Origin of the sequence: Micromonospora sp. NRRL B-16802 (assembly GCF_001279555.1) — a bacterium.
Classification (GTDB): domain Bacteria; phylum Actinomycetota; class Actinomycetes; order Mycobacteriales; family Micromonosporaceae; genus Micromonospora; species Micromonospora profundi.
Window position 1 is genome coordinate 51,294 of the sequence record NZ_LGEB01000013.1, and the last position, 11,965, is coordinate 63,258.

An 11,965-nucleotide genomic window follows, 5' to 3' on the forward strand; every position below is an offset into this window, starting at 1 on the left:
GTCGACCTGAACAGCCCTCGCACGCCCGTCCCGGTCAGACCGCCAAGCGGTGCCGGGGCGGGCGTGTCGCTGTTTGCGGGCACTCCTCGGTGACCGATAACGACCATGACGTCGGCTGAGCGTGGGGCGAATTGCCGCAGTCGGCGATAACGGTTCGACAGTCAGGACTTGAAGTCCGGGGCCGGCTGTCGTAGAAATTCTTCAGCAACAACCAGTGAGCTGAAGAGAATCGACGTGCCTCGCGCGGCGGACGCCCTTCCCCCAGTACCGGTGGTCCGCCCGACCCGACCCGAGGAGACCTCATGAACAGGCGTGACATTCTGCGGCGCAGCGCCGCGGCTGGCCTGCTGGCCACCCCCGCAGCCGGCCTGCTGGCCGGCTGCGCCACCGGCGGCGGCGACAAGGACGATACCGAGACCTACAAGGGCACCAAGAGCGCCGACAACCCGCTCGGCGTCAAGGAGGACGCGCCACTCGAGGTCGTGATCTTCGGCGGCGGGTTCGGCGAGGAGTACGCCAAGGCCCACGAGGCCATGTACACCGAGAAGTACCCGAAAGCGAAGATCAAGCACTCCGCCACCCAGGAGATCAGCAAGACCCTCCAGCCGCGCTTCGTCGACGGCACCCCACCGGACGTGGTCAACAACTCCGGCGCCGGCCAGATCGACTTCAACGGCCTGGTCAGCCAGAACGCCATCGCCGACCTGGGCGAGCTGCTCGCCGCGCCGAGCCTCGACGTGCCCGGCAAGACCGTCAAGGACACCCTGCTGCCCGGCGCCGTCGAGGTCGGGTCGTACGACGGCAAGTTCCTCGTGCTCAACTACACCTACACCGCGTACGGCATCTGGTACTCCGACAAGCTGTTCACCGAACGCAAGTGGGAGTACGCCAAGACCTGGGACGACCACATCGCCCTGTGCAAGCAGATCAAAGCCGCAGGCATCGCCCCCTGGACGTACGCCGGCCTGCACCCGCGCTACATGAGCTGGCCGGTGATCGCCACCGCCATCAAGCTCGGCGGCCCGTCGGTGGCGACAGCCATCGACAACCTGGAACCCAACGCCTGGAAGTCCGAGCCGATGAGGACCGCCGCCGACGCGTGGCACCAGATCGTCAAGGACAAGTTCATCCTGGAGGGCTCGCCCGGCCTCGACCACAAGCAGTCCCAGACCGCCTGGTGCCAGGGCAAGGCCGCGTTCATCTCCTGCGGCTCCTGGCTGGAGAGCGAGCAGAAGGACGTCACCCCGGCCGGGTTCAACATGACCATCGCGCCGACCCCGAGCCTGGGCAGCGGCGACAAGCTGCCGTACGAGGCGATCCGCGGCACCGCCGGCGAGCCGTTCATGGTGCCCGCCAAGGCCCGCAACGTCGCCGGTGGCCTGGAGTACTTCCGGACCATGCTGTCCCGCAAGGGCGCACAGGACTTCACCAAGAAGGTCGCCAGCCTCACCGTCGTTGCCGGCGCCACCGAGGGCGTGGAGCTGCCGTACGGGCTGACGAGCGTGGTCAAGGCGCTCGACGCGTCCGGCGCCAACGGCTTCAACTGGGTCTACAACAACTACTACCGCAAGTTGGAGCGCAACCTCGTCGACGCCGCGTGCGGCGAGTTCTTCAGCGGCCGGATCGGCCCGGCGGAGTTCCTCGAACAGTGCCAGAAGGGTGCCGACTCCATCGCCCAGGACAGCTCGATCAAGAAGTACAAGCGAGCGGCCTGAACAGCCCGGCCGGCGGGGGCGCGCCAGCCCTCGCCGGCCGCACCCCGGGAGAGGTCCACAGTGAAACATGGCAAGTGGCCGCTGATCGTCACCTTCCTGGTGCCGCCGGTGCTGCTCTACGTCGTCTTCGTCGTCTCGCCGTACCTTCAGGCTTTCCAGATCTCCACCACCGACTGGCTCGGCTACTCGGCCGACGCCAACCCGGTCGGTCTGGCGAACTTCAAGGCCCTGTGGCACGACGACTACGTCTGGAACGCGCTGAAGAACAACGCGATCCTGCTGGCCCTGGTGCCCGTGCTGACAATCGTGCTCGGGCTCTTCTTCGCCACGATGCTCGCCCTTGGTGGCCGCAAGGGCCGCGCCGGCGTGACGGGTGTACGAGGCGGCGCGCTGTACCGCACTGTGTACTTCTTCCCGCAGGTGCTCTCCGTGGTCATCATCGCGCTGCTGTGGAAGGAGGTCTACCACCCCAACAAGGGCCTGCTCACGGCTTCCCTGCACGGGCTCGGCCTGCCCGCTCCCACCTGGCTCGGTGACCCGGCCACCGCCTTCTGGTGCGTGCTGGCGGTGATGGTGTGGAGCAACGTCGGCTTCTACGTCGTGCTGTTCGGCGCCGCGATGTCGGCGGTGCCCAAGGAGATCTACGAGGCGGTGCTGCTCGACGGCGCGTCCCGGTTCACGACGCTGCGCCGGGTCACCCTGCCCCTGCTCTGGGACACCGTGCAGGTCGCCTGGGTCTACCTGGCGATCTTCGCCCTGGACGGGTTCATCCTCGTACAGCTGATGACGAACGGCGGGCCGAACTTCTCCACCGACGTGATCGGCGTGCGGATGTACGACACCGCGTTCGGCAGCGAGACCAAGTTCGGCTACGCCTCGGCGATCGGCGTGGTGATGTTCTTCCTGACCCTCTCGGTGGCGGTGCTGTCGCTGCGGGTCGGCCGGCGCGATCGGATCGAGTACTCGTGACCACTCTGGATCAGCCCACCGTCTCCACGCCGACGCCGACCACCGGGCGGGACCGCCCGGTGCGGCGGGAACTCGGCATCGCCAACACCCTCTCGCACGGCTTCCTGTTGCTCTGGGGTCTGCTCACAGTCCTGCCGCTGCTGTGGATGTTCCTCAGCTCGTTCAAGAGCAACGGCGAGATCCTCGCCGACCCGTGGGGGCTGCCCGGGGCGCTGCACTGGGACAACTGGGCGCGGGCCTGGACGGGCGCGCACATCGGCAGGTACTTCCTCAACAGCCTCGTCGTGGTCGCCGGCTCGGTCAGCCTGACCATGCTGACCGGCGCCACCGCCGCGTACGTCTTCGCCCGGTACGAGTTCCGCGGCCGGCAGTTCGTCTACTACCTGTTCGTGGGCGGGCTGATGTTCCCGGTGTTCCTCGCCTTGGTGCCGCTGTTCTTCGTGGTCCGCAATGCCGGGCTGTTCGGCACCTGGACGGGCCTGATCCTCGTGTACTCGGCGTACTCACTGCCGTTCACCGTGTTCTTCCTTACGGCGTTCTTCCGGACCCTGCCCACCTCGGTGGCGGAGGCCGCCATGGTCGACGGCTGCGGCCACTTCCGGCTCTTCTTCCGGGTGATGCTGCCGATGGCGCGTCCGGGATTGATCAGTGTGGCGATCTTCAACTTCCTCAGCCACTGGAACCAGTTCCTGTTGCCGCAGGTGCTGATGCAGGGCGACGAGTCGAAGTGGGTGCTCGCGCAGGGGCTGTTCGCCCTGTCGGTCAGCCAGGGCTACGCCGGCGACTACGCACGGCTCTTCGCCGGGTTGAGCATCGCGGTGCTGCCGGTGCTCGCCGTCTACGTGGCCTTCCAGCGCCAGGTTCAAGCCGGCCTCACCGCAGGCCAACTCAAGTAGCCCGACCCGCCCGGCTGCTCGCTGCCCGTCACCGCTGCCCGGCTGCTCGCTGCTCGCTGTTCGCTGTTCGCTGTCCGGCGCTCGGTGCCTGCTGCCTGTCCACTGCCGACCGATCCCAATCACCGCCCGATCGCGGTGCGCACGGCAGTCGGCGGGCCTGCCTTCTCTTCCCAAGATCCGCGCGCTTTCGGTGAAGTTGCTGCCTCGCGACGCGGTGAGGCAGCAACTTCGCCGAAGTTGCGCGGATCTTGGGGACACGCAGGGGCAGGGGGCGGCGCAGGGCGTCGGCGGGCGGGGGAGGCGCAGGGCGTCGGCGGGCGGGGGAGGCGCAGGGCGGAGGCGCGGGGTGGCGGCGGGCGGTCAGGGGATCGGGAAGAGGCGGGCGTGCAGGGCGGCCGGGTCGGTCACTTCGGCCAGGTCGCGGGCGGCCAGCCACGCCGCCGCGGCGGCGCCGTCGCCGGCGGTGCGTAGCGGCGCGTCCGGCCAACGTCGAGCGACCTCGGCGCGGACGGCCGTGCCGAGCGGGGTGTCCCCGGTGAGCAGACCGCCGCCGAGCACGACGGGTGTCGTGGCCCCGGCCGGGCGGATCCGTCCGACGCTGGCCGCCAGGTGCGCGGCGGCCTCGGCGATCAGCGCGTTTGCCACGGGCTCGCCAGCGGTGGCGGCGGTGACGACAAGCGGGGCGAGTCGGGCCAGCTCGACGGGGGGTCGTCGGGTGACGGCCTGGATGGTGGCGTCCACTGTGTCCCGTGGGCGGGCGGCGATGTCGGCGCTGCCCATCAGTTCGATGAGCACCGCTGTGGTCAGCTCACCGGGGGTACGGCCGGTGTCCAGGTCGGCGAGGAGCCGGCGGACGGCTTCGCGGCCGAGCCAGAAGCCCGATCCTGCGTCGCCGAGCAGCCAGCCGTGGCCGTCGGCGACGCGGTCCAGCCGCAGGTCGCGGACCTGGGCGGTGATGGCCCCGGTGCCGGCGATGAGCACCGTTCCGTCGGGGTCGGCGGTGCCGGAGGCGTACGCGACGAGGGCGTCGCCGTGCACGGCGTACGGGCAGCGGAGGCCTGCGTCGTGCCAGGCCCTGTCGAAGGCGGCCCGGCCGGCGGGGTCGGCGTGCAGGCGGGCGGCTCCGGCGAGCCCGATGGTGCCGGCGGCGACCCGGGCCGGGTCGGTGCCGGCGAGCGCCCCGCGCAGCGCGGTCAGCAGTTCGGTGGCGGCCTGTTCGGCACCGTGGCTTGTGGGGTTTCCACCGCCGGCGCGGCCGGTGCCCAGGCGTTCACCGGTGAGGGTCAGGGCGGTCGCCCGGGTGGACGTACCGCCGATGTCGAGCCCGATCACGACGGTGTCGGACATCGGCACGGCCTCCTTGCGTTGCGCGGCGTCGGGGCCTGTTCATGCTGGTCGGCGCCGTCGCCCGAGGCAAGACCCGGCGAGTGCGCCAGGTAACAGTTTGAAAACTTCGCCCACGGTCTTGACACAGAGGGCCCTTCAGTAAGAACTTTTACCACTAACAGTTAACAGTCTTTTCGAAAAGGTGAGGCGTCGATGAGTGAACACGAGGTGGACACCACCGCGGGGACCGCGGTGGTCGATGCCGACGTGTTCGACAGGCGCGGCACGCTCGGGTCCGCCTCGGACGGGGTGCTGGCCCGGGTCCGCAACGGCCTCGGCGAGCTGACCGGCGCGCTGCGCCGTGTCGCCGAGCACGTGCTGAGCGACCCGGAGGCTGCCGCCCGATCCACGATCGTGGAGCTCGCCGAGCGCAGCGGCACCTCGCCGGCCACCATCACCCGCTTCTGCCGGGCGATGGGCTTCGAGGGCTACGCGGACCTGCGACTCGGCATCGCCTCCGAAACCGGCCGGGCCCGCTCCGCCGGTTGGACCGTCGACATCGGCCGGGAGATCCAGCCGGGCGACCCCCTCGCGCGGGTCCTCGACCAGATCATGGCCGCAGACACCCGGGCCATGCACGACACCGCCGCGCTGCTCGACCTCGTCGAGGTGGAACGGGCGGCGGTGGCGATCGCCGGCGCCAACCGGGTGAACATCTTCGGCGCCAGCGGCAGCGCGCTGGTCGGCGAGGAGATGCAGTTCAGCCTGCACCGCATCGGCGTGGCCGCGTGGGCCTGGAACGACGTGCACGAGGGCCTGGCAAGCGCGGCGCTGCTGCGTACCGGCGACGTGGCGCTGGGCATCTCCCACACCGGGCAGACGCGGGAGACCATCGAGATGCTGGCCGAGGCCGGCAGCCGGGGCGCCACCACCCTCGCCCTCACCGGCTTCCCCCGCTCACCACTTGCCGAACTGGCCGACATCGTGCTGCTCACCGCCAGCCAGGCCACCACCTTCCGGCCGGACGCGCTCTCCGCCCGCCACCCCCAGCTGGTGGTGCTCGACCTGCTCTACATCGCCGTTGCCCAGCGCACCCACGACCGCGCCCACGCGGCCTTCCGGCGTACCGCGCAGGCCGTCGACGGGCACAAGGCCGCGAAGGGAGCCACTTCATGATCAGTGCCCAGGGGTACGCGGACGCGGTCCGCCCGGTGCTCGACAGGCTGCTCGACTCCGAGGCGGACGGGATCACCCGGGCCGCCGACCTGATCGCCGACAGCCTGCGCGCCGGTGGTGTGCTCCAGGCGTTCGGTGCCGGGCACTCCGAGGGGTTCGCCGCCGAACTGGTCGCCCGGGCCGGCGGGCTGGTCCCCACCAACCGACTCTCGGTACGGGACCTGGTGGTGCACGGCGACGCCCCGCGCGACGTGCTCGCCGACCCCAAGCTGGAGCGCGACCCCTGCATCGCCCACCAGATCTACGACCTCGCGGCACCTCAGCCGCGTGACGTGTTCGTGGTGGCGTCCCAGTCCGGCATCAACGGCTCGGTCGTCGAGCTGGCCGCGCTGGTCACCGAGCGCGGTCACCCGTTGATCGCAGTCACCTCCGTCGAGCACACCGCACGGGTCGCCCCACGGCACCCGTCCGGTCACCGACTCGCCGACCTCGCCGACGTCGTACTGGACAACGGCGCGCCGTACGGCGATGCACTGCTGCCGCTCGAGGGCGGCGGCGCGGTCTGTGCGGTCTCCTCGGTCACCACGGCGCTGCTGGCGCAGCTGCTGACCGCGGAGGTCGTACGACGGTTCCACCAGGCCGGGGAGGTACCCCCTATCTACCTCTCCGCCAACGTCCCCGGTGGGGACGAGCACAACCTCGCCCTCGAGTCGCGGTACGCCGGGCGTCTCCGGCGCACCGCCTGACCCGAAATTCCACAAGGAGAGACGACGATGTCGATTACCCCCGAGCACCCGGCAGCACTCGACCGTCGCACTGTGCTGCGTCGCGCCGCCGCCGTGGGCATGCTCGCCACTCCGGCCATCGGCCTGCTCAGCGCCTGCGCCACAAGCGGCGGCGACGAGAAGAACGAGCAGGCCGCCGAGGGCACCAAGAGCGCCACCAACCCGCTGGGCGTCAAGGAGGACGCCCCGATCGAGGTGATCATCTTCAACGGTGGTTACGGCGAGAAGTACGCCACCGACGTGCACGAGCCGCTGTACAAGAAGGCGTTCCCCAAGGCGGAGGTCAAGCACCAGGCCACGCAGGCCGTCTCCACTGTGCTCCAGCCGCGCTTCGCGTCCGGCAACCCGCCGGAGTTCGTGAACAACTCGGGCGAGAAGCTGATGGACTTCGGCGCGCTTGTCGCCGACGGCCAGCTCCAGGACCTCACCGAGCTGTGGGACGCCCCGTCGGTCGACGACCCGGCCAAGAAGGTCCGCGACACGGTGGTGCCCGGCACCGTCGAGGCGGGCTCGTTCAACGGCAAGCCGTACGTCCTGTACTACGTCTCCACCGTCTTCGGCATCTGGTACTCCGGCAAGCTCTTCAAGGACAACGGCTGGACGCCGGCCAAGACCTGGGACGACTTCATCGCCCTGCTCACCGCCATCAAGTCCAAGGGCATCACGCCCTACGGGTACGCCGGGTCGAACGCGGCCTACTACCAGTGGAACGTGATCCTCACCCAGGCCGCCAAGATCGGCGGCACGGACGTACTCAAGAACATCGACAACCTGGAGGACGGCGCCTGGAAGCAGGACGCCGTCAAGCAGGCCGCCGCCGCGTGGGCCGAGGTCGGCGCGAAGTTCAGCGACAAGAGCTTCGAGGGGCTCAAGCACACCGACGTGCAGCTGCGGCAGAACCAGTACAAGGTTGCCCTGTACCCCAGCGGTGACTGGCTGGAGGGCGAGCAGAAGCAGGACACCCCGCCCGGCTTCGACTACCAGCTCATGCCGGTGCCGAGCCTGACCGCGTCGGACAAGATGCCGGCCACCGCCCTGCGGGCCACCGCAGGCGAGGGCTACTTCGTCTCGGCGAAGAGCAAGAACCCCAAGGGCGGCCTGGAGTACATGCGCCAGATGCTGTCCACTGCGGGCGCGAAGGGCTTCACCGAGGTGGTAAAGGCTCCGACGGTTGTCACCGCCGGCTCGGAGGGCTTCGCCTTCCCGCCCGGTGTGGCCAGCTCGCAGGCCGCGCTCAAGGCGGCCGGTCAGGACGTGTTCAACCTGTACTTCGACGGCTGGTACAAGGAGCTCGACACGGAGGCGCGGACCGCCACCAACGAGCTGATGTTCGGCCGGATCAACGCCGACGCCTTCGTGGAGCGCATCCAGAAGAAGGCCGACGCGATCAAGAAGGACAGCTCCGTCGCCAAGTTCAAGCGCTGATCGATCGGAGCTAGGGTCATGCGGCACGGCAAGTATCCATTCGTGATCGGGTTCCTGTTCGCCCCGGTCACGCTGTACGTGGTCTTCGTCATCGCGCCGTACGCGCAGGCGTTCCAGATCTCGATGACCAACTGGCGGGGCCTGTCGGCTCCGCAGTGGGTGGGCTTCGACAACTATCGGAGGCTGCTCGACGACGGCAGCTTCCTGAAGGCGGTCCAACACCACGGCGTACTGCTGCTTGCCCTGCCGCTGATCACCATCGCCATCGCGCTGTTCTTCTCCTTCCTGCTCAACGTGGGTGGCAGGAGCAGTGGCGGCCAACGCCAGGGGGTCTGGGGGTCGAAGTTCTACCGGGTGGTGTTCTTCTTCCCCCAGGTCCTGGCGGTGGCCATCATCGCGGTGCTGTTCCAGATGGTGTACCGGCCCAACGAGTCCGGCCTGATCAACGGCGTACTCATGAAGTTCGGCATGGAACCGATCCTGTTCCTGGTCCAGCCGAACCTGGCCCTCTGGTCGATCATCGCGGTGCTGGTGTGGCAGGCAGTCGGCTTCTACGTGGTGCTCTTCTCGGCCGGGATGGCCTCCATCCCGGGCGAGATCTACGAGGCCGCCGAGATGGACGGCGCGACAAAGGTGACGCTGTTCTTCCGGGTCACCCTGCCGCTGCTCTGGGACACCCTCCAGGTGGCCTGGGTCTACCTGGGCATCGCGGCGTTCGACGCGTTCGCCATCGTCGCCGTGCTCTCGGTGGACAGCGGCGGCCCGGACGGCGCCACCACCGTCCTGGCCATGGAGATCTACCGCAACGCGTTCGTCTACTCGAAGTACGGCTACGCCTCCGCCATGGGCGTGGCGCTGTTCTTCCTCACCATCACGTTCGCGGCGCTGACGCTGCGGCTCACCAAGCGGGAAAGCGTGGAGTACTGATGAACCCGCAGTCGACGCTGCCGCCCACACCTGCGGCGCTACCGCCGAAGACCGGCGACCCGGACGCGACCGGCCGGCGGGGCAAGGGCCCACGCTCGGAGGTACGGCTCCTGGCCGGTATGGGGCACATCGCGCTCGCCGTCTGGGCGGTCATCGTGATCGTGCCGATCCTCTGGACGTTCCTCGCCGCGTTCAAGAACACCAGCGAGATCTTCAGCAGCCCGTGGACGCTCCCCGCGGAGCTGCGCTGGGGGAACTTCGGTCGGGCCTGGACCAAGGCCAACGTCGGCCGCTACTTCCTCAACAGCGTCATCGTCGTCGGCTTCAGCACGTTCGGCACCATGCTGCTCGGCTCGATGGCGGCGTACGTGCTGGCCCGGTACAAGTTCTGGGGCAACCGGGCCATCTACTACCTGTTCGTGTCCGGGTTGGCGTTCCCGGTCTTCCTGGCCCTGGTGCCGCTCTTCTTCGTGGTGCGCAACCTGGGTCTGCTGGACACCCACACCGGCGTGGTGCTCGTCTACATCGCCTACTCGCTGCCGTTCACCGTGTTCTTCCTGGCCGCGTTCTTCAAGACGCTACCGTCGTCGGTCGCCGAGGCCGGCATGATCGACGGCTGCGGGCACACCAGGCTGTTCTTCCAGGTGATGATGCCGATGGCGAAGCCCGGCCTGATCAGCGTGGCGATCTTCAACATCATCGGTCAGTGGGCGCAGTACCAACTTCCTCTGGTGCTGCTGTCCAACGCCAAGGACAAGTGGGTGCTCACCCAGGGCATCGCCGACATCTCGGTCAACGCCGGCTACGAGGCGGACTGGTCCGGGCTGTTCGCCGCGCTGACAATCGCCATCCTCCCGATGATCATCGTGTACGCGGTGTTCCAGCGCCAGATCCAGGCCGGCCTCACCTCCGGTGCGGTGAAGTAGTAAAGGCGCCGCGAGTAAGGAAGGGCACCTTATTAACGCCTGGTGCATAGGAAGGGCCCCTTGTTAACACCTCGTCTGTGGAGGGTGTTAACAAGGGGCCCTTCCTTTCACCTCGGTGGCTGGCGCTCCTCGGCCCGGGTGTGCCAGGAGTGCCAGAGCGCCGCGTACGCCCCGCCGGCCGCGACCAGGTCGTCGTGACTGCCGATCTCGGTGATCCGACCGTCGGCGAGCACGGCGACCCGGTCGGCGTCGTGCGCGGTGTTGAGCCGGTGCGCGATCGCGATGACGGTCCGCCCGACGAGCACGGCTGCCAACGCCCGTTCGGTACGCCGGGCGGTGGTCGGGTCCAGTGCGGCGGTCGCCTCGTCCAGGATCAGCGTGTGCGGATCGGCGAGCACCAACCGGGCCAGCGCCAACTGCTGCGCCTCTGCCGCGCCGAGTTGCCGGGCACCGTCGCCGAGCGCCGTGTCCAGCCCTTCCGGCAGGTCGGCGTACCAGTCGGCGCCGACGGTGACCAGCGCGGCGCGCATCTGCTCGTCGGACGCGTCGGGTGCGGCGAAGGCGAGGTTGTCGCGCACCGAGCCGATGAACACGTGGTGCTCCTGGGTGACCAGGGCGATCCGGCGACGCCGCTCGGCCGGGTCAAGCTCGATGACGGGGCAACCGCCGATGCTGACCACACCCTGCCGGGGTGCGTCGATTCCGGCCAGCAGCCGGGCAAGTGTTGACTTGCCGGCCCCTGACGGACCGACAACGGCCAGCCGCTCACCGGGCTGCACCTGAAGGTCGATGCCGTGCAGCACGTCCTGCCCGTCGGTGTAGGAGAACCGGGCGCCCCGCACGACGAGCCGCTCACCCCGCGACGCGGCGGTCCTGCCGGGCGGCTCCGGCGGGACCATGCCGACACCGAGCACCCTGGCGTACGACGCGAAGCCGCGCTGCGCCTGCTCCGTCCACTGCAACAGCCGGTCCAACGGCTCGATCGCCTGTTGCAGGTAGAGGGCGGCGGCGACCACCGCGCCGAGCGTGACAGCGTCCCGGAAGAACAGGAAGCCCCCGACGAGCAGCACCAGGGCGACCGGCAGCGGATAGCTCGCCTCCACCACTGAGAAGAACACCGTACGCAGCGCGAGTGTGGCCCGTCGGGCCGACCACAACCGGGCGATGCGTGTGCTGCCGTGACTGATCCGCTCGTCGGACAGCCGGAGCGCCTCGACAGTGCGCGCGCCCTCGGCGGTGGTGGTCAGGGTCTCGGTCAGCTCGGCCGACGCCGCGCCCTCGGCGAGGTACGCGGGGGCGGCCCGGCGCAGGTACCAGCGGGTCACCGCCACGATCGACGGCAACCCGGCCAGCGCGGCCAGCCCGAGCAGCGGGTGCAGCAGGAACACCGCCCCGTACAGCAACGCCAGTTGGACCGTCGCGATGACGATTGTGGGCACCACGTCGCGCACTGTGGTGCCGACCGTCGCCACGTCGACCGAGCTGCGGGTCGCCAGATCCCCGGAGCCGGCGCGCTCGACCACCGAGACGGGCAGCCCGAGCGTTCTGTTGACGAACTCCTCGCGCAGTTCGGCGACGGCCCGCTCGCCGAACCGGTGACCGGCGTACTGGGCGTAGCGGGAGAGCAGCGCGCTCACCAGGACGCAGCCGGTGATGGCCAGCGCCAGCCGGTCCACGGTGGCCACGCCCGCCCCCGCGGTGACCCGGTCGACGATGGTGCCCAGCAGCCAGGGCGGGGCGAGTCCGGCGACTGCGGCGGCACTGTGCAGCGCCAGCACGATCCCGACGGCGCGGCGATGACGGCTGATCATGTCCCGCAG

At 69.3% G+C, this 11,965-nt stretch carries 10 protein-coding genes; 8 read left to right on the plus strand and 2 right to left on the minus strand.

Annotated elements, in window-relative coordinates; all coding sequences use genetic code 11:
- The first annotated feature begins 302 nt into the window (after nucleotides 1–302).
- The 3 genes from ngcE (ADK66_RS04310) to ADK66_RS04320 are packed head-to-tail and all read left to right on the plus strand — an operon-like array spanning nucleotide 303 to nucleotide 3,580.
- Complete coding sequence (gene ngcE, locus ADK66_RS04310; RefSeq protein WP_053652576.1) at nucleotides 303–1,715, plus strand: N-acetylglucosamine/diacetylchitobiose ABC transporter substrate-binding protein; 1,413 nt, start codon at nucleotides 303–305, stop codon at nucleotides 1,713–1,715.
- A 60-nt stretch (nucleotides 1,716–1,775) separates the two neighbouring features.
- Nucleotides 1,776–2,684, plus strand: a complete 909-nt coding sequence (locus ADK66_RS04315; RefSeq protein WP_053652577.1) for a carbohydrate ABC transporter permease — start codon at nucleotides 1,776–1,778, stop codon at nucleotides 2,682–2,684.
- The gene (locus ADK66_RS04320; RefSeq protein WP_053652578.1) at nucleotides 2,681–3,580 is read left to right on the plus strand and encodes a carbohydrate ABC transporter permease; all 900 of its coding nucleotides are present in this window, start codon (nucleotides 2,681–2,683) and stop codon (nucleotides 3,578–3,580) included. Before ADK66_RS04315 ends, ADK66_RS04320 begins: the two co-directional genes overlap by 4 nt.
- A gap of 360 nt (nucleotides 3,581–3,940) precedes the next feature.
- Here the strand turns inward: ADK66_RS04320 and ADK66_RS04325 are convergent, their stop codons facing one another.
- Nucleotides 3,941–4,927 carry an N-acetylglucosamine kinase gene (locus ADK66_RS04325; protein ID WP_053652579.1) on the minus strand — a complete coding sequence of 329 codons (987 nt, stop codon included), beginning with the start codon at nucleotides 4,925–4,927 and terminating at the stop codon, nucleotides 3,941–3,943.
- A gap of 192 nt (nucleotides 4,928–5,119) precedes the next feature.
- On the opposite strand from ADK66_RS04325, the gene ADK66_RS04330 reads away from it, so the two are divergent.
- From ADK66_RS04330 to ADK66_RS04350, 5 genes are read left to right on the plus strand one after another with little or no spacing between them, the layout of a single operon-like run.
- The gene (locus tag ADK66_RS04330; protein WP_053652580.1) at nucleotides 5,120–6,082 is read left to right on the plus strand and encodes a MurR/RpiR family transcriptional regulator; all 963 of its coding nucleotides are present in this window, start codon (nucleotides 5,120–5,122) and stop codon (nucleotides 6,080–6,082) included.
- Complete coding sequence (locus tag ADK66_RS04335; protein WP_053652581.1) at nucleotides 6,079–6,828, plus strand: sugar isomerase domain-containing protein; 750 nt, start codon at nucleotides 6,079–6,081, stop codon at nucleotides 6,826–6,828. The genes ADK66_RS04330 and ADK66_RS04335 overlap by 4 nt, the downstream gene beginning before the upstream one ends.
- A gap of 27 nt (nucleotides 6,829–6,855) precedes the next feature.
- Entirely contained in the window at nucleotides 6,856–8,292 is a 1,437-nt protein-coding gene (gene ngcE / locus ADK66_RS04340; RefSeq protein ID WP_053652582.1) for an N-acetylglucosamine/diacetylchitobiose ABC transporter substrate-binding protein, read from the plus strand.
- A gap of 18 nt (nucleotides 8,293–8,310) precedes the next feature.
- On the plus strand, nucleotides 8,311–9,219 hold the full coding sequence (locus tag ADK66_RS04345; RefSeq protein ID WP_053652583.1) for a carbohydrate ABC transporter permease: 909 nt from the start codon (nucleotides 8,311–8,313) through the stop codon (nucleotides 9,217–9,219).
- Entirely contained in the window at nucleotides 9,219–10,145 is a 927-nt protein-coding gene (locus tag ADK66_RS04350; protein WP_053652584.1) for a carbohydrate ABC transporter permease, read from the plus strand. Before ADK66_RS04345 ends, ADK66_RS04350 begins: the two co-directional genes overlap by 1 nt.
- Before the next feature lie 107 nt (nucleotides 10,146–10,252).
- Here ADK66_RS04350 and ADK66_RS04355 read toward each other — a convergent pair whose 3' ends face one another.
- Complete coding sequence (locus tag ADK66_RS04355; RefSeq protein ID WP_197281416.1) at nucleotides 10,253–11,956, minus strand: ABC transporter ATP-binding protein; 1,704 nt, start codon at nucleotides 11,954–11,956, stop codon at nucleotides 10,253–10,255.
- Nucleotides 11,957–11,965 lie beyond the last annotated feature (9 nt).